16 protein-coding genes are annotated in these 16704 nt (G+C 66.1%); 4 read left to right on the plus strand and 12 right to left on the minus strand.

What is annotated here, in order from left to right; translation table 11 throughout:
* The first annotated feature begins 62 nt into the window (after window positions 1-62).
* The 4 genes from ACEI37_RS14255 to groL all read left to right on the plus strand — a co-directional run bounded on the left by ACEI37_RS14255 (window position 63) and on the right by groL (window position 3990).
* On the plus strand, window positions 63-1055 hold the full coding sequence (locus tag ACEI37_RS14255) for a Bug family tripartite tricarboxylate transporter substrate binding protein (RefSeq protein WP_373379438.1): 993 nt from the start codon (window positions 63-65) through the stop codon (window positions 1053-1055).
* An 81-nt stretch (window positions 1056-1136) separates the two neighbouring features.
* Window positions 1137-1763 carry an isochorismate family cysteine hydrolase YcaC gene (gene ycaC, locus ACEI37_RS14260; RefSeq protein ID WP_373379439.1) on the plus strand — a complete coding sequence of 209 codons (627 nt, stop codon included), beginning with the start codon at window positions 1137-1139 and terminating at the stop codon, window positions 1761-1763.
* A 245-nt stretch (window positions 1764-2008) separates the two neighbouring features.
* Entirely contained in the window at window positions 2009-2299 is a 291-nt protein-coding gene (gene groES, locus ACEI37_RS14265) for a co-chaperone GroES (protein ID WP_008644494.1), read from the plus strand.
* A gap of 47 nt (window positions 2300-2346) precedes the next feature.
* Entirely contained in the window at window positions 2347-3990 is a 1644-nt protein-coding gene (gene groL, locus ACEI37_RS14270; protein WP_116294456.1) for a chaperonin GroEL, read from the plus strand.
* Window positions 3991-4106: 116 nt separating this feature from the next.
* Here the strand turns inward: groL and ACEI37_RS14275 are convergent, their stop codons facing one another.
* The 12 genes from ACEI37_RS14275 to ACEI37_RS14330 all read right to left on the minus strand — a co-directional run bounded on the left by ACEI37_RS14275 (window position 4107) and on the right by ACEI37_RS14330 (window position 16685).
* On the minus strand, window positions 4107-4880 hold the full coding sequence (locus ACEI37_RS14275) for a metallophosphoesterase (protein WP_373379440.1): 774 nt from the start codon (window positions 4878-4880) through the stop codon (window positions 4107-4109).
* Between the two features lie 210 nt (window positions 4881-5090).
* On the minus strand, window positions 5091-6065 hold the full coding sequence (locus ACEI37_RS14280; RefSeq protein ID WP_062797207.1) for a type II secretion system F family protein: 975 nt from the start codon (window positions 6063-6065) through the stop codon (window positions 5091-5093).
* A gap of 75 nt (window positions 6066-6140) precedes the next feature.
* Window positions 6141-7118: a type II secretion system F family protein gene (locus tag ACEI37_RS14285; RefSeq protein ID WP_373379441.1), complete on the minus strand. Its 978-nt coding sequence runs from the start codon at window positions 7116-7118 to the stop codon at window positions 6141-6143.
* Window positions 7119-7163: 45 nt separating this feature from the next.
* A complete protein-coding gene (locus tag ACEI37_RS14290) occupies window positions 7164-8534 on the minus strand; it encodes a CpaF family protein (protein ID WP_373379443.1) in 1371 nt (456 codons plus the stop codon).
* Window positions 8535-8592: 58 nt separating this feature from the next.
* On the minus strand, window positions 8593-9786 hold the full coding sequence (locus tag ACEI37_RS14295) for a CpaE family protein (protein WP_373379444.1): 1194 nt from the start codon (window positions 9784-9786) through the stop codon (window positions 8593-8595).
* A 23-nt stretch (window positions 9787-9809) separates the two neighbouring features.
* Entirely contained in the window at window positions 9810-10268 is a 459-nt protein-coding gene (locus ACEI37_RS14300; protein ID WP_373379445.1) for a TadE/TadG family type IV pilus assembly protein, read from the minus strand.
* A complete protein-coding gene (locus ACEI37_RS14305) occupies window positions 10265-10774 on the minus strand; it encodes a TadE/TadG family type IV pilus assembly protein (RefSeq protein WP_373379446.1) in 510 nt (169 codons plus the stop codon). The genes ACEI37_RS14300 and ACEI37_RS14305 overlap by 4 nt, the downstream gene beginning before the upstream one ends.
* A 9-nt stretch (window positions 10775-10783) precedes the next feature.
* Window positions 10784-12040 carry a pilus assembly protein TadG-related protein gene (locus ACEI37_RS14310; protein ID WP_373379447.1) on the minus strand — a complete coding sequence of 419 codons (1257 nt, stop codon included), beginning with the start codon at window positions 12038-12040 and terminating at the stop codon, window positions 10784-10786.
* Window positions 12041-12065: 25 nt separating this feature from the next.
* Window positions 12066-12404 (minus strand): hypothetical protein, encoded by a 339-nt coding sequence (locus ACEI37_RS14315; RefSeq protein ID WP_373379448.1) that lies wholly within the window; start codon window positions 12402-12404, stop codon window positions 12066-12068.
* A gap of 34 nt (window positions 12405-12438) precedes the next feature.
* Window positions 12439-14316 (minus strand): type II and III secretion system protein family protein, encoded by a 1878-nt coding sequence (locus ACEI37_RS14320; protein WP_373379449.1) that lies wholly within the window; start codon window positions 14314-14316, stop codon window positions 12439-12441.
* Between the two features lie 66 nt (window positions 14317-14382).
* Window positions 14383-15222 carry a Flp pilus assembly protein CpaB gene (cpaB, locus tag ACEI37_RS14325; protein ID WP_373379450.1) on the minus strand — a complete coding sequence of 280 codons (840 nt, stop codon included), beginning with the start codon at window positions 15220-15222 and terminating at the stop codon, window positions 14383-14385.
* A gap of 44 nt (window positions 15223-15266) precedes the next feature.
* Complete coding sequence (locus ACEI37_RS14330; RefSeq protein ID WP_373379451.1) at window positions 15267-16685, minus strand: ATP-binding protein; 1419 nt, start codon at window positions 16683-16685, stop codon at window positions 15267-15269.
* Window positions 16686-16704 lie beyond the last annotated feature (19 nt).

Here is a 16704-nt window from a genome sequence, read left to right on the forward strand (position 1 = left end):
TCAACTGAACGGAGATCCGGCCGCACGAGCCGGAACGCCTGACAACGACAGACGGAGACATGATGGACCGGAACACTCACATCCCTCGCGCGCTGTGCGCCGCCGTGCTCGGCCTGGCCTGCTTCGCCGGCACAGGCGCCGCCCTCGCACAAGCCTATCCCGCACAGCCGATCCGCATGGTAGTGCCCTACGCACCCGGTGGCACGACCGACATCATCGCCAGGCAACTGGCCCAGCGCATGTCCGAGAAGCTGCGCCAGCCGGTGGTGGTGGAGAACAAGAGCGGCGCCAACACCGTGATCGGCGCCGACACGGTCGCCAAGGCGCAGCCCGACGGCTACACGCTTCTGCTGACCAACGACGCCACCTTCGTGCTCAACCCTGTGGTGCTGCCCTCGGTGCCCTACAACGTCGCGCGCGATTTCGCGCCGGTGGCCGCGATCGGCTATGTGCCGCTGGTGATGGCGGTATCGGGCAGCCTGCCGGTGGACAGCGTCAAGGAGCTGGCGGCCTATGCAAAGGCCCGCCCGCAGGCGCTCAGCTACGGTTCGTTCGGTGCCGGCAGCCAGCCGCACCTGATGGGCGCGCTGTTCAACAAGCTGGCCGGCACGGACCTCGTGCATGTGCCATACAAGGGCTCGGCGCCCGCGGTGGCCGATGTCGTCGGCGGACAGATCCTGATGACGTTCCCGGCGCTGCCGACGATCCAGAGCTTCGTCGCGGCGAAGAAGCTCAAGGTGCTGGCGGTCAGCGGCGACAAGCGCACGCGCGCGCTGCCCCAGGTCCCCACCTTCGACGAGGCCGGCTACAAGGAGATGAATATCTCGGCGGTCTACGGCGTGCTGGCGCCGGCCAGGGTGCCGCGCGTGGTGGTCGACAAGCTCAATGCCACCATCCGCGAGATCCTCGACGAACAGGATTTCGTGGAGAAGCACTTTGCGGCGCAGGGGATGGTGCCGATGAAGCTGACCCCGGAGCAGTTCGCGCGCTATATCGAAACGCAGACGCAGCAGACGCGCAAGGTGGTGGCGTTGTCGGGGGTAAGGGTCGAGTAGGGCCCGGTGGCAATGCCGATTGCACAGGATTTTCACCACGCGTGTCCGACGGAACCGGACGCGCATTCACAGGAGCGGAAGATGAGCAAGACCTACAAGCGTCTGGACAAGAGCCAGGCAGCGGTGCTGATGGTGGATCATCAGGCCGGCCTGCTGTCGCTGGTGCGCGACATCGAGCCGGACAAGTTCAGGAACAACGTCCTCGCCATGGCGGATCTGGCCAAGTATTTCAAGCTGCCGACGATCCTGACCACCAGCTTCGAGGACGGACCCAACGGGCCGCTGGTGCCGGAGCTCAAGGCGATGTTCCCCGATGCGCCGTTTATTCCACGCCCTGGCCAGATCAATGCGTGGGACAACGAGGACTTCGTCAAGGCGGTCAAGGCAACCGGCAAGAAACAACTGCTGATCGCCGGGGTGGTGACTGAAGTCTGCGTGGCGTTTCCGGCATTGTCGGCGATCCAAGACGGCTACGATGTGTTCGTGGTGACCGATGCCTCCGGGACTTTCAATGAGGTGACGCGCGAATCCGCGTGGCACCGCATGGCCGAGGCCGGCGCCCAGCTGATGACGTGGTTCGGCGTGGCCTGCGAGCTTCATCGCGACTGGCGCAACGACATCGAAGGGCTGGGGACTTTGTTCTCCAACCATATTCCCGACTATCGGAACCTGATTACCGCTTACACGACCGTGAAGGGCGGCAAGTAGCATCACGCCAGCCACCGGCAACCGGCGCCACCCTCGGCGCCGGATCTCCATGTGCGCTGCGCCCGTCCTCCGGGAAAACCCGCATCCAGCGCCTGTCTTGAAATGCCCCTACCCCGTCCCTATAATTAGCACTCGTCAGGGGTGAGTGCTAACAGCCTCTGCGACACCTGAACATTTCTGACGGCCGTCGCCTCGGTAGCCGGCCGATTTGTGATCAAAAACTCACTTTGTATCTAGGAGTCCGTATGAATCTGCGTCCTCTGCACGACCGCGTGATCGTGAAGCGTCTGGACAACGAAACCAAGACCGCGTCCGGTATCGTGATTCCCGACAACGCTGCCGAGAAGCCCGATCAAGGCGAAGTGCTGGCAATCGGTCCCGGCAAGAAGGATGACAAGGGCAACAACATCGCCCTGGACGTCAAGGTCGGCGATCGCGTGCTGTTCGGCAAGTATGCCGGCCAGGGCGTGAAGGTGGATGGCCAGGAACTGCTGGTCATGCGCGAAGAAGACATCATGGCCGTGGTCAACAAGTAATCCGTTACTTGTAGCCCCACCCGTACAGATTTCAGGAGATTCAGAACATGGCAGCAAAAGACGTAGTGTTCGGCGACGCCGCACGTGCCAAGATGGTCGAAGGCGTGAACATCCTCGCCAACGCAGTCAAGGTGACCCTGGGCCCGAAGGGCCGCAACGTGGTGCTGGAGCGCAGCTTCGGCGGCCCGACCGTGACCAAGGACGGCGTGTCCGTGGCCAAGGAAATCGAGCTGAAGGACAAGCTGCAGAACATGGGCGCCCAGATGGTCAAGGAAGTGGCTTCCAAGACCAGCGACAACGCCGGTGACGGTACCACCACCGCAACCGTGCTGGCCCAGTCGATCGTGCGTGAAGGCATGAAGTTCGTCGCCGCCGGCATGAACCCGATGGACCTGAAGCGCGGTATCGACAAGGCTGTCGGCGCCGCCGTGGAAGAGCTGAAGAAGATCAGCAAGCCCACCACCACCAGCAAGGAAATCGCCCAGGTTGGCGCGATCTCGGCCAACAGCGACGCCTCGATCGGCGAGCGCATCGCCGAAGCCATGGACAAGGTCGGCAAGGAAGGCGTGATCACCGTCGAAGACGGCAAGTCGCTGGCCGACGAGCTGGAAGTCGTGGAAGGCATGCAGTTCGACCGCGGCTACCTGTCGCCGTACTTCATCAACAACCCGGAAAAGCAGGTTGTCGCCCTGGACAACCCGTTCGTGCTGCTGTTCGACAAGAAGATCAGCAACATCCGCGACCTGCTGCCGGTGCTGGAGCAAGTGGCCAAGGCCGGCCGCCCGCTGCTGATCATCGCTGAAGACGTCGAGGGCGAAGCCCTGGCGACCCTGGTGGTCAACAACATCCGTGGCATCCTGAAGACCGCCGCCGTCAAGGCCCCGGGCTTCGGCGACCGCCGCAAGGCCATGCTGGAAGACATCGCCATCCTGACCGGCGGCACCGTCATCGCCGAGGAAGTCGGCCTGACGCTGGAAAAGGCCAGCCTGAACGACCTGGGCCAGGCCAAGCGCATCGAGATCGGCAAGGAAAACACCATCATCATCGACGGCGCCGGCGACGCATCGGCGATCGAAGGCCGCGTCAAGCAGATCCGCGCCCAGATCGAAGAAGCGACCTCGGACTACGACCGTGAGAAGCTGCAAGAGCGCGTGGCCAAGCTGGCCGGCGGTGTTGCCGTGATCAAGGTTGGCGCTGCCACCGAAGTCGAAATGAAGGAAAAGAAGGCCCGCGTGGAAGACGCCCTGCACGCCACGCGTGCTGCGGTGGAAGAAGGCATCGTCCCCGGCGGTGGTGTGGCCCTGCTGCGCGCCCGCGCCGCGATCTCGGCCCTGCAAGGCGACAACGCCGACCAGAACGCCGGTATCAAGATCGTGCTGCGCGCGATGGAAGAGCCGCTGCGCCAGATCGTGCTGAACGCCGGTGAAGAAGCGTCGGTCGTCGTTGCCAAGGTCATCGAAGGCAAGGGCAACTACGGCTACAACGCCGCTTCGGGCGAGTACGGCGACCTGGTGGAAATGGGCGTGCTGGACCCGACCAAGGTCACCCGCACCGCACTGCAGAACGCCGCTTCGGTGGCTTCGCTGATGCTGACCACCGACTGCGCCGTGGCCGAAACGCCGAAGGAAGAGTCGGCTCCGGCAATGCCGGGCGGCATGGGCGGCATGGGCGGCATGGAAGGCATGATGTAATCCATCCCCAGCCACTGCCCGTCAGGGCAGGCTGCGATGAAAAAACCCCCGCGGGCGCGAGTCCGCGGGGGTTTTTGTTTGGATGGCCTACGCGGCGGTGCGCGGGTCGGTTTGCGTCAGACCTCAACCACGCAGCACCAGTCGAATGCCTTGTTCTCCAGCTCCCCGGTACGGCGGCTGACATAGCCGCGCGGGTTGCACACCACGCGCGAGTTGTCGACACAGTAGTCGAAGCTGGTGTGGGTATGGCCGTGGATCCACAGGTCTGCCTGCGCCACCAGGTCGGGGCGGCGGGACAGGAAACCGCCGGAGACCAGGTCGTGCGAGAAGCGCGGATCCAGGCTGCCCAGGTCCGGGCCATGGTGCGTGACCACGACAGTCTTGCCGGCGTAGGGCAGGGCCAGCTGCGCCTGCAGCCAGTCAGATGCGGCCCGGTGGCGTGCCAGGGCGTCCTGCGGCGTGAACTGGCGCATGTGGCCATCGTCGCCGCGGATCTCGATCAGCCGGTGGTCGTACATCGCTTTGGCGCACGCCTGCATCGCCTCGTCGCGCCGGTCGGTGCCGAACAGCGTGTAGTCGGTCCACCACGTCGTACCGATGACGCGCACGCCGTCGAATTCCGCCACCTCGCCATTGAGCAGGCGCACCCGCGGATGCGCGGCCGCGGCCTCGGCCATCTGCTGGTCGACGGTGTCGAAATTGCTCTCGTAGTACTCGTGGTTGCCCGGCACGTAGACCACCGGCTGGCTGAACGTGCTTACGGCCCAGTCGATGCCGTCGCGGCCGTTGGCGATGTCGCCGGCCAGTATCACGAGGTCGGCGTCGCATGCGGGTACGGACTGCGGCAGGTTGTGTTCGATGTGGAGGTCACTCAGGATGCGTAGCTTCATCGGGACTCCAGGCGGTAGGGCGCGCTGCAAGGACTCGGCGCCAGCAGGGGGGATTGCCTGCATTCTTCAGAAGCCAGAACGTCCGGTCAAGCCCCGGGACTCGTCCGGCAAAGCAAAAAAGCCCGGAACCTGGGTTCCGGGCAAGTGACTGTCTTGCCGGCATTGCACCGGGAGACAGCCGGGGGAAACTGTCGCGGTTTCCCGGGGGGTTTATCCTCCTTGTCCCGCCATGGTTGGCAGTAGCACGCGATAGATCTGGATAAAGGCCGGCCCCAGCAACACCAGCAGCAAGGACGGGAAGATGGTGAAGATCAACGGGAACAGCAGCTTCAGCGCAATCTTGGCGGCCTGCTCCTCGGCACGCATGCGGCGCTTGGTGCGCAGCATGTCGGACAGCACGCGCAGCGACTCGCCCAGGCTGGTGCCGAAGCGGTCGGCCTGGACCAGCATCGACGCAAACTTGTCGACGTCTTCAACGCCAGTGCGCAGCGACAGGTTGGTCAGCGCCTTTTCCTTCGAGAAGCCCGAGCGCAGCTCCAGCAGCATCAGCTGCAGTTCATCGGCCAGCACCGGGCAGCGCAGCGCCAGCTCGTCGGCCACGCGCATCAGCGCCGCGTCCAGGCCGAGGCCGGCTTCGACGCAGACCGTCAGCAGGTCGATCACGTCGGGGAATTCTTCGAAGACGGTGCGCTGGCGTTGGGAGACTTTGCGGGCGAGGACCAGATTCGGCAGGTAATAGCCAATCGCGCCCAGCACCGCCAGCAGCACGAACATGAGCTGCTGGCTTTGCTGGCCGGGCTGGCTGCTGACAGCCAGCAGTCCAAGCATCGGCAGGCCGACGGCAAGTACCGTCTTGGCACCGAAGTACAGCGGCGCGGCGCTTGCACTGCGCCAGCCGGCATTCATGAAACGCACGCGCAGCTGTGAATTCTCCCAGCCTTCCTTGGGCAGCGACAGCCGCGATACCGGCTGCGCCCACTTCACCAGCTGTTCGATCAGTGCCTGCTGCCGACCCGAGTCAGGCTGGAATGGCCCGGCCTGGCCGGCGATCTGCTCGGCCCGCCCCCGCAGCCGGTGGGGCGCAAGCACATAGAGCACGCCGAACACCGTACCGAACGCGGCCACGAAGATCAGCACGAGCACGATCATCTGGTCGCCCTGGAACCCCTGGAAAATCTCTTGCATGATGGACTCCCGTCAGTATGGCTGTCCAAGCCCTGCTTCTTCTGGTACTGCCCTGAGGCAACCGCAGCCGGCGTCTCAGACCCGGATCCGGATGATCTTGCGCATCCACAGCACGCCGAAGCTCATCGACACCAACGCCCCGCCAATCATGCGCAGGCCCAGCGGGTCTTCCCACAGCACGTTCATGAAGCCGGGGTTGACCACCAGGATCAGGCCGGCGGTGCAGAAGGGCAGCAGCCCGAGCACCCATGCCGACATCTTGCCTTCGGCCGACAGCACTCGGATCTTGTCGAACAGCTTCAGGCGTTCGCGCACCATGGTGCCGATCGTGTCGAGGATCTCGGCCAGGTTGCCGCCGCTTTCGCGCTGGATCAGCACCGCGATGACAAAGTAGCGCAGGTCGGCCACCGGCACGCGCATGGCCAGGTTAGTCATGGCTTCGTCCAGCGCCACGCCGTAGTTGATCTCTTCGAAGGTGGTGCGGAACTCCGGCCCGATCGGCGCCTTCATTTCCTGCCCGACCATGCTGAGCGCCCCGCTGAACGAGTGCCCGGCGCGCAGGGCGCGGCTGATCATGTCGACCGCATCGGGCAGTTGGGCCTCGAGCTGCTTGAGCCGTTTGCCGCGCAGGCGTACCACGTGCAGCATCGGCAGCATGGCGGCCAGCACCGCGCCGAGCATCACCAGTGAAGCCGGTACCGGCAACAGCGGAATCAGTGCGACCGTGCACAGCACCACCATCGCGCAGTACCCGAACAACTGGGCCACCGACCAGCTGCTGCCGGACTGTTCGAGCCAGCGATCGAGCGCGCCGATGCGCGGCACCCGCATCAGCCACTGCTGCATGCGCGGCGAGTCGGCCAGCAGGCGCTTCTTCAGGATCGAGAGCTGCTCGGCACCAACGTGTCCGCCGGCCGACAGTGCCCGCAGCCGCGCTTCGATACGCTTGGCCGCGGGTCCGTGGGCATTGTTCCACCACAGGTAGATGCCCTCGACGCAGAGCACCACGGCGACGAACAGCAGGATGCCGAAGGCGTAGAAGATCGTGCTCATGTGTAGCTCCCCCGGATGGATCGTATTGGTATGTGCCCTGGCCGGTCAGACTTCGTAGCGCTTGGCGGGGTCGTAGGTATCGTCAGGCAGTCCCACGCCGAACACGCGCAGCCGCTCGGCAAACTTGGGATAGACCCCGGTGGCGCGGAAGTTGCCGCGCACGGTGCCGTCCTTGTCCACCCCGGTGCGCTGGAACGTGAAGATCTCCTGCATGTTGATGATGTCGCCCTCCATGCCGGTGATCTCCTGGATGCTGATGATCTTGCGGCGCCCGTCGGTCATGCGCGCGGCCTGCACGATCACCGTGATGGCCGAGGCGATCTGCTGCCGCATGGCCTTGGCCGGCATGGTCAGGCCCGCCATGCTGACCATGTTTTCCAGCCGTGTCAGCGCATCGCGCGGGGTGTTGGCGTGGATGGTGGTGAGCGAGCCTTCGTGGCCGGTGTTCATCGCGTTGAGCATGTCCAGCGCCTCGCCACCGCGCACTTCGCCCAGGATGATGCGGTCCGGGCGCATGCGCAGTGCATTGCGCACCAGCGCGCGCTGCGTGATTTCGCCTTTGCCTTCGATATTGGGCGGGCGCGTTTCCAGCCGCAGCACGTGGGGCTGGCGCAGCTGCAGTTCCGCGGCGTCTTCGATCGTGACCACGCGCTCGTCCTCAGGGATAAAGCCGGACAGGATGTTCAGCAGCGTGGTCTTGCCGCTGCCGGTGCCGCCGGACACCAGCACGTTGACCTTGGCCTGCGACAGCGCCTGCAGCAGCTGCGCCATCGGCGGTGTCAGGCTGCGCAGGTTGACCAGGTCGGCCACCTGCAGCGGATTCACGGAAAAGCGGCGGATCGACAGCAGCGGCCCATCGATGGCCGAGGGCGGAATGATCGCGTTGACACGCGAGCCGTCCGGCAGGCGCGCGTCGACCATCGGGCTGGTTTCATCGATGCGGCGCCCGACGCGCGACACGATCTTCTCGATCACCTTCATCAGGTGCGCGTCGTCGTAGAACACGACGTCGGTCAGCTCCAGCTTGCCGCGCCGTTCCACGTAGGTCTGGCGCGCGGTGTTGACCAGGATGTCCGACACGGTCGGGTCTTTCAGCAGCGGCTCGAGCGGGCCGAAGCCGAACATCTCGTCGTAGATCTCGACGGTCAGCTGGCGGCGCTCGTTGTCGTTGAGCAGCACCTTCTGCTCGTCGACGATCAGGTTGACCAGCGCGGTGATCTCCTGGCGCACCTGCTCCTGCGGATAGCGTGCCAGCCGCTCGAGCTCGACGCGGTCGAGCACCGTTTCATGTACGTCGCGCTTGAGCTGATGGTAGCCGCCCGATACGGACGCTGCCGAGGTCGCAAACTGGATCGCAGCGTGACCGTTGACGGTGAAAGCAGGCTCGGCATTGGCCAGTTGTTCTCGGATCGACATGATGGACTCCTCGTTAGCGGCTGCGGATGACCGTGGCGGTCGGCTGCAATCGGTGAAATCAGGTGCTCTTCGCGCGCAGCATCAGCCGGCGCAGCGGCGATGCGGTTTCGGTGCGGCTGCGCCGCTCGGCCTCGGCCGGCGTGCAGAGCTGCGTAGCCATCGCCTGCAGCGCACGCGTCATGGCGCTGCGCCGGCTCAGCTTGGCCACCGGCTCGCCGTGGCTGATGGCCTCATCCACCGCGGCCGCGTCATCGGGCAGCGTGAAGGCGGCCTTCATGCCGAAAATCTCTTCCATCGTTGCGCGCGGCATCTCGTGCTTGCGGCCAGTGCGGTTGAGCACCAGGCGGACCTTGTCGGCGGGGTAGTGCAGGGCGCTGAGGATATCGAGCAGCCTGCGTCCCGGACGGCCGAAGGAGATGGCGGGTTCGGCCACCACGCAGATGCGGTCGCTGTGGTCGAGCACACCGATCGACAGCGGGTCGATGCTCTGGCCCAGGTCGAAGATCACGAAGTCGTAGGCCGGCTGCACCACCGAGAGGATCCACTCCAGCTTGTCCTTCTGGATCTGGCTGGCCTTGACCGGGTCGGAGGCGCCGGCCAGCATGTCGAAGCCGTTGTCGACGTGCACCAGGCAGGCCTCGAGAAAGGCGCTGTCCATGCGGTCGATCTGGCTGCAGATCTCGGGCAGCGTCGACGGCGGGATCTTGTCGCTGACGATATAGGTCAGGTCGCCGAAGTGCCGGTTCAGGTCCACCACCAGCACGCGCTTGCCCAGGTGCCGCGCCAGCGCATCGCCCAGGTTGGCCGCGATGAAGCTGGTCCCGGCACCGCCCTTGCAGGAGATCACGGAGATCACCTGCCCGTTGTCCTGCGCGCGCGGCACGTGGGTGGCTTCCACGCGCCTGAGCGCCTCGGCCAGTTGGGCCTTGTCCAGCGGCCATGGCAGGACGTCGCGGATACCGGCGCGCATCGCCTTGATCAGCACCTCCGAGCTGGGCGCCGGCGTGACCAGGATGCACGGCAGCTCGGGATGCTGCTGGCGCAGCAATTCGACCGCCTGGATTTGCTGGGCACCGATGACGGGCAGCTCGAGGACCAGCAGGTCCGCCATGCGCAGCCGGCTGGCATGCAGGGGGAAACGGCCCAGGCCTTCTTGCAGCGTCATGGCCTGGAAGTTGCCCACCGCGGCGCTGATCCGGTGGATCTCGGCCAGCCGGTCGGCGTCTTCGGAAACGATCAGAATTCTGAGCATGGTGTGCTCCTGGTTCATGCGCGCTAGTTGCAGATCTTGCCGCCGGTGGAGGAGTCGAGGCTCTCCCGTGGCAGCGTGGTCGAGAACGGAGGCAGCGACACCGTGATCGGCACCACCGGAATAAAGGTCTTGACCGTGACGTCGGCCACGCTGACGGTGACCGAGCGGCAGGTGCTGCGCGCCGAGTCGTCGTCGGCGTCGCAACCGCTGGGCTCGAACGCTACCTGGATATTGCTGGCCTTCAGCAGGGGCATCAGATGCGTCATCCGCTCCTTGATGGCGGTGTCGGTGACGTCGCACACCACCGCGATGCGGGCACCCAGCCGGGTGGCTTCGCCGGCGGTGTTCCAGTAGAACAGCACGCGCGAAAACTCGGCAATGCCGATCAGCAGCATGAAGAAGATGCTGGCGACCAGGGCGAACTCGATGGCGGCTGCGCCGGTCTGGCGCGAACGCAGGCGCTGGGCACGGATCGGGGTCATAGCACCTGCCTCATTACCGTTGTGATGTCGGAGAACGCCAGGGCCCCAACATTGAGGTAGCTCTGCATGGGTGAGTAGGTAAAGCCCGAGATCTTCACTGCCACCAGGTTGATGGTCCCCGCTGGCGTGCCGGAACTGCCGCCGCCTTCGTAGATGGCGACGTTGGCAAATTGCTTGCCGGCGCAACCGCTCGAATCGACGCGGTCGCACACCACCACCATCGATGTGCTGAGGCCTTTCACCAGCACCGTGCCGTCGCAGGTAGTTTTGCCGTAGACGGCGATGCACTTGGCCTGGTCCACCGGGTAGTTCGGCTCGCTCGGCGCGTACTGCGACAGGAAGCGCGCCGCGTCGCGCGTGGCCTTGGCCAGGGCGTTGTACTGGTAGATGGCGCGCCCGAACTCCGCGACCCCGGTCACCAGCATCAGCAAGGGCACCAGGACCAGCGCGAACTCCACGGCGACCGCGCCGCGGCGATTGCACCTGCGTTGCCTGCATCGCTTCATGATCGGCTCCTATTGCACCAGTACCGGCACGCGAGGACCGTTGCCCGTACTGGATCCGGGCACGCCCTGGGTCGCGCACGGGCTGGTGGGGTCCTTCGAATCGCCGAGGTACTCGATGTAGGTCACATCCTTTACGCTCGGATCCTGCATCGGCTGCACCAACAGCATGCAGGCCCAGGAGTCCACCGTCGCTTGCTTGGTGGATGCCAGGTCATTGCAGTTCACCACCGGTACCTGTACCAGCCTGCGGTCGGCGCCGGCCTGGTGGACCGCCGTGGTCGACGGCTTGCCCTTGGTCGACAATCCACTGTTCGCGTCGGTCTGGTACGGCTGGTTGGCGGCCCGCTTCTGGATGAAGTCCGGGTAGGCGTTGCCGCCGTTCGGCGGATTCCATGTCGTGACGCTGTAGGCATAACCGGCGAAGTCCGGCGTGCCATCCTCGGGCCCCTTGTAGGAGCCGCTATAGATGCCGAAGCGGGTATTCCACGCCGGGATCAGCGACGAGATGCTGCCTGGCTGGCCGACCTTGGCACCCACGACCGACAGGTCGCACTGTCCGGAGCCGGCCAGCAGGTCCGCCAGCTCGGAAGCGCCGCCGCCGGGAGGCGTAAGGTCAGCCCAGCCAAAGCTGCCGGGACCGTAGGGGTCCTTCTCGTCCTTGGACTTGATCCAGTCGCCCCGGTTGTAGGCGGTTCTCACCGGATTCGCCGTTTGCGGCGTGCAGATATAGACCGGAATGGCACAGGCGGTCTGCGCGCTGGTGGTGGTGGCGACCGCCATGGCATTGACGGTGCTGGGCTGGATATTCATCCCTGGCAGCGCATTGAGGACCTGGATGAACCAGTGGGTGATGCCGGTGCGCTCGGCCGTGCATCTCACGTATTTGATCTTGTCGAGCGCGTAGGGAACCTCGCTCTTGGGGTAAAAGTTGTTGTCAGGCGTATCGCTGTAGGTGACGTTGAGGTCCTCGAACATCTCCACGGCCTTGCCCTGGAACAGGGCGGCGTTGCTGGTGCCCGTGGTGAGGCCGGCGGCCTCGGACACCAGCAGCGGCGTGGCGCCCGTGACATCGCGCGCGGCCGCCAGCGCGCAGGCATCGACGCTGTTCTGCAGTTCGCTCTTGGTGACATAGAGCTTGCCCAGGTCGAGCGCCAGCCCGACAAAGCCCATCAGCACGGCCAGCGACAACCCGACGATGATGGCCACTGCGCCACGCTGGCGCCTGCGCCGCGTCAGCGTGGGTCGTGCGAAGCGCGATGTAGACATGATCGCCTCCCCCTGGTTCCGGTGCTCAGCGGCCACCGCCGCCGCCCATGCCAACGCCGCCATAGCCGCCGGCGCCGAAATCGATGGTCATCGATGGCGACCCGCCTTGCTGGCCCTTCGACAGCGAACGGTCGAAGTTTTTCATCGCCGCCACCGCGGTCTTGCCGTCGGTGCCGGTGACGGTCGGCAGGCCGGCCGGGGCGTCGGGATTGATGATCTGCATCTGCGTGACAGTGGCCAGCGCCACGCCGCGCTGGCCGTCCCATACGGGCGTAGTCGTCATGCAGCCTGACAGGCCCAGGCAGGCGAGGCCGCCCAGCACCACCACGGTGGCGCCGCGCGTAAGCTTCAGGGTCTTGTTCATGGTCGTTCTCCGGTTCTGCGGTTGGCGCGGCGGGTCAGTTGCCGCCCGATGCGGTGCGGCCGGCGCTGGACGCGGCCCTGGCCTGCGCCAGCCGGGCCGCGGTAGCCTCGATGCGGGCAATGCGCGCGGCAGTGTCCTCGGCGGGTGCCGGCGCCACCGCGCTGCTGCGCGCGGGGGCAGCGGGCGCGGGCAGGGACGGACGCGGGCTGGCTGCCGCTGCGGCTGGCGACGCGGCCGGCGCCGGCTCGTCCAGCGGCCTGCGGGTCGGCACGGCCGAGACCGCGGTGGCAGGCGCGCCTTCGCTGCGCGGTGCCGCCGGCGGTGCGGCGGGCACCGCGGCCGGCGCGGCGGGCTGCGACGGCGCCGGGGCCGGCTGGGTCGGACGCTTGCCGTCGCCTTCCATATTGCCCATGAAGTACAGCGACAGCGGGTTGGGCGTGGAGAAACTGTCGGTCGGCAGCGGATAGTTGCTGGTCTGCATCGGCTTGACCAGGCGCGGCGTGATGATGAACACCAGCTCGGACAGGTCCTGCTGGTATTGCGTGCTGCGGAACAGCGTGCCCAGCACCGGTACTTCGCCGGCGCCCGGCAGCGCCTTGAGAGAGCCGCGCGCGCTGTCGGTCAGCAGGCCGCCGATGGCGAAGCTCTCGCCATCGCGCATCTGCACCGTGGTAGAGGCGCGGCGGGTGGTGATCACCGGCAAGATGGTCTGGCCCGACAGCGTGCCGCCGCGGATGGTGGCGCCTGTCGGGGACAGCTCGGACACTTCCGGGGCCACCTTCAGGTGGATGCGGCCGTTGGCGAGCACCGTGGGCGTGAACTTCAGGCCTACGCCGAACTCTTCTTCCTGCAGCGTAACGGTGCCGGCGCCGTTGAGCACGTTGGTCTGTGCCACCGGGATATAGATCTTTCCGCCTGCCAGGAAGCTGGCTTCCTGGCCGCTGATGGTGACCAGGTTCGGCTCGGCCAGGATCTTGACCAGGCTGTCGTTCTTCTGCGCGTCGATCGCGAACTCGAAGGGGCGGTTGTTGGCCTTGCTGCCGAAGATGGCGGTAGACGCGCCGGTCAGCAGCGACGTCACCAGGCCGCCGCTCCAGGAGCCGAAGCCGCCCTGCAGGTTCACCGAGGAACCGAGCTGGTTCAGCAGCGTCTTGGACACCTCGGCCACCTTCACTTCCAGCATCACCTGCTGCGGGGTATCGACCGACAGCATGTTCAGCACGTTGCCCTTCTTGTTGCCGCCGCTGGCGTTGCCGTCGCCATTGTGCGCAGCGTTGGCGTAAGCCTGGGCAATTTCCATCGCCTGCTGTGCGGCCTGCGCGTTGGTGACACTGCCGGTCAGCACCAGGTTGTCGGCGGCCGTGGTGACGCGGATGCCGGGCTCGCCGGGCAGCAGCTGGCCGAGCGAGGTTTGCAGCCCGCCGGCGTCGGCGTTGACCACCACGTTGATGATGCTGCAGCTGCCGCTGCGGCCCTGCACGATCATGTTGGTGGTTCCCACCGTGCGGCCCAGCACATAGAGCGTCTGCGGCGACACCATGGTGGCCTGCACCACGCCCGGGTTGCCCAAGGTGCGGTTGCGTACCGGCTCCTGCAGCGTGATCAGCTGCGACTTGCCGACCGCCACGATCACGCTCGATTCACTGCGGATGGCGCCGGTGCAGTTGGGGCCGCGCGCCTCCGCGGAAGTCGCTGCCGGGGCCTGCGCGGCTGGCGCGGCGGCACCGGGCGTCATGCTGATGGTCATCTGCATCGGGCCCTGCGGTGCCTTGGCGGCGGCCGGTGCGGTGGCCCGGGTCACGTTGCCTGCCTCGACGGCGGCCTGCGCCGCGGCGGCCATGGGCGTGCAGAGGAAGGCGGCCAGCACCAGGATGCGGGTGCCGCCTGCGGCTTCGGATCGTTTCTGGTTCATTTTGAATCTCCCCCCGGAGAGGCTGTGTTGCAGCTCAGGATTCGTTGGATGCTGTGGTGCCGGTGCTCAGAAGCACTCGATGCCGCCGTGCATACCCGACAGCACGCCGATGCAGTTGCCGCGTGCCGGGGCTGTCGCCACCGTGCGCGTCTTGACCACGGTGCGGGTCTCGGTCTTGGTCACGACCTTGGGCGGCGCCTCCGGTGCCTTGCCCAGCAGCGTGCCCTTGGTGGCGCCGCCGGTGTTGATGTCGGCCACGTCCATCTGGTTGCGCAGCACCAGCGAGAGCGTGCCCACGCTGCGTGCGACGTCGAGCTTCTCGGCCTGGTCGGGCGTGACTTCGAGCGTCACGGCGTTGACCACCTTGGGCTGGGTTTCGTCGCGGCTAACCTGTTGCGCGACCGCCAGCACCAGGATCTTCTCGAGCACGATCTTCGAGATGCTGCTGTTCTGGTTAGTCTTCGCTTCTTCGTTGGTGTTGACGATCACGTCGACGTAGTTGCCCGGCAGTGCGAAGCCGGCCACCCCCACCACATCGTTGACGCGAACCGTGATGGCACGCTTGCCGTCGTTGATCACCGCCGACAGGCCACCCTTGGTTCCGACCGGTGCCAGCTTGGCGTCGAGAATGGGCTCGCCGCGCTGCAGGCTGGTGCGGACCACGCGGCCTTCCAGCGCCTTCAGGTCAGTAAATGCGCCGGGCGGCACGCTGCCAGTCGGCCAGCTGACCATGCGCAGCTGGCCGCCGTTGAGCGGCTGGCCCAGATTGAGGTCGTTGGCCGCGACCACCACTTGCTTGACCGAGCCGGACGACTGCTGGACCAGCCATCGCGACGCCGACACCACCGCCGCCACGCCGGCGACGAGGGCAACCAGCAGCATCAGGATTGCACGTGTGTTCTTCATGATGACTCTCCCCTACAGTTGTCCCGAAACTTCGGTAGTGCAGTTCAGCTGGCGGCGCGGTGATCGTCCGCCCATCGGTGGGTGGCGGCGCGGTGCGGCATCGGTTCCGCCGCCGTGCGCAGTCCGTAATAGGTCTGCCACGCGGACAGCAGGCCTGCCTCGGTCACGTACGTGGCGTGGCCGTGGTAGCGCACGCCGGAATCCACCAGGCGCAGCAGGTCCCGCGGAATGCAGGCCAGCAGCGGCGTATCGCTGGCGTAGTGCAGGCTGTCCACCAGGAAATCGAACACGGCGTCGGTGCTGGTCAGCCCGAAGTCGGCGGCGGTGCGGTGATACACCTCACGGTAGTCGTCCACCGACAGCGGTCCCACAAAGAGCTTGCTGCCCAGCCGGCGCAGGAAGGCATCGTCGCCCAGCGCCGCCGGTTCGAGATTGGTCGAGAACACCGGCCAGACGTCGAACGGCACCGAGAAGCGCACGCCGGTGTGCAGCGTGAACATGTCCACGGAGCGGTCCAGCGGCACGATCCACCGGTTGAGCAGCTCGGCGACCCCCACCAGTTGCCGGCCCAGGTCATCGACGATGTAGATGCCGTTGTTGGCCTTCATGTGGGGGGGCGCCTGGTAGAAGCCCGAGGTGCGGTCATAGCGCAGGTCCAGCGTGGACAGCGTCAGCTCGCCACCGGACAGCACCACCGGGCGGTGGCACAGCGTCCAGCGCCGGTCCAGCGAACGGTGCGCCAGCGACGCTTCGCCGTCGTTGCAGGGCACGTGGACCAGCGGGTCGAATACCTGGATGATCTCGCCGCCCACGGTGATGGCGTGTGGCACCGGTACCGCGCCGGGCAGCAGCGAGCCCAGCCGTTGTGCCAGGTAGGTCTTGCCGCTGCCTGCCGGGCCGTAGATCATCAGCGCACGGCAGGTGTTCAGCGCCATACCGATCGAATCCAGCAGATGGACCGGGATCACAAGGTCATGGAAGGCCGCGGTAACATCCGCCTTGGTCACGCTGGCGTGGCTGACCGAGTGGTGCTTGACTGCGTCGATGTATGCGTCCAGCGTGACCGGCGCCGTGCCGACATAGCTGCAGCGCGCCCCGGCTTCGCCGGCGCGGACATAACCGGCATCGGTCAGGCGGAAGCGCACATCGAGGTCGCTGGCGCCGCGGTGCGCGATCTCCAGCAGGCGCTCGCGCACGGCGACGGCTGCGACTTCATTGACCACCAGGGCCGGCAGCTTGAGGGTGTCGGTCAGTACCGCGAGCGTGACGGTGCGGTGCTGGTAGGCGGCCTTCATCAGCAGCCCGAGCAACTGCGTGACCTCCAGCCCGGTATCGGCAATCGTGCGCGGCAGCACGTGCCACGGCGGCAGCCCGGGCGTGGCAGGCTCGGCATGGACATTCCTGCCGGTCGCCACGGGCTCGAGCAGCCGTGGTGCGTGACCTGTGTCGTGATGCTCGTTCATTGCGTCCCCCGTTCCCTGT

Source organism: Cupriavidus nantongensis (genome assembly GCF_041726985.1).
GTDB lineage: Bacteria > Pseudomonadota > Gammaproteobacteria > Burkholderiales > Burkholderiaceae > Cupriavidus > Cupriavidus nantongensis_A.

Coding starts and splice junctions, on each gene's coding strand:
- ACEI37_RS14300 (WP_373379445.1), bottom strand. CDS start 10,268: ATGACCCCGATCCGTGCCCAGCGCCTGCGTTCGCGCCAGACCGGCGCA.
- ACEI37_RS14305 (WP_373379446.1), bottom strand. CDS start 10,774: ATGAAGCGATGCAGGCAACGCAGGTGCAATCGCCGCGGCGCGGTCGCC.
- groL (WP_116294456.1), top strand. CDS start 2,347: ATGGCAGCAAAAGACGTAGTGTTCGGCGACGCCGCACGTGCCAAGATG.
- ACEI37_RS14290 (WP_373379443.1), bottom strand. CDS start 8,534: ATGTCGATCCGAGAACAACTGGCCAATGCCGAGCCTGCTTTCACCGTC.
- ACEI37_RS14315 (WP_373379448.1), bottom strand. CDS start 12,404: ATGAACAAGACCCTGAAGCTTACGCGCGGCGCCACCGTGGTGGTGCTG.
- ACEI37_RS14295 (WP_373379444.1), bottom strand. CDS start 9,786: ATGCTCAGAATTCTGATCGTTTCCGAAGACGCCGACCGGCTGGCCGAG.
- ACEI37_RS14255 (WP_373379438.1), top strand. CDS start 63: ATGGACCGGAACACTCACATCCCTCGCGCGCTGTGCGCCGCCGTGCTC.
- cpaB (WP_373379450.1), bottom strand. CDS start 15,222: ATGAAGAACACACGTGCAATCCTGATGCTGCTGGTTGCCCTCGTCGCC.
- ACEI37_RS14320 (WP_373379449.1), bottom strand. CDS start 14,316: ATGAACCAGAAACGATCCGAAGCCGCAGGCGGCACCCGCATCCTGGTG.
- groES (WP_008644494.1), top strand. CDS start 2,009: ATGAATCTGCGTCCTCTGCACGACCGCGTGATCGTGAAGCGTCTGGAC.
- ACEI37_RS14285 (WP_373379441.1), bottom strand. CDS start 7,118: ATGAGCACGATCTTCTACGCCTTCGGCATCCTGCTGTTCGTCGCCGTG.
- ACEI37_RS14280 (WP_062797207.1), bottom strand. CDS start 6,065: ATGCAAGAGATTTTCCAGGGGTTCCAGGGCGACCAGATGATCGTGCTC.
- ACEI37_RS14310 (WP_373379447.1), bottom strand. CDS start 12,040: ATGTCTACATCGCGCTTCGCACGACCCACGCTGACGCGGCGCAGGCGC.
- ACEI37_RS14330 (WP_373379451.1), bottom strand. CDS start 16,685: ATGAACGAGCATCACGACACAGGTCACGCACCACGGCTGCTCGAGCCC.
- ACEI37_RS14275 (WP_373379440.1), bottom strand. CDS start 4,880: ATGAAGCTACGCATCCTGAGTGACCTCCACATCGAACACAACCTGCCG.
- ycaC (WP_373379439.1), top strand. CDS start 1,137: ATGAGCAAGACCTACAAGCGTCTGGACAAGAGCCAGGCAGCGGTGCTG.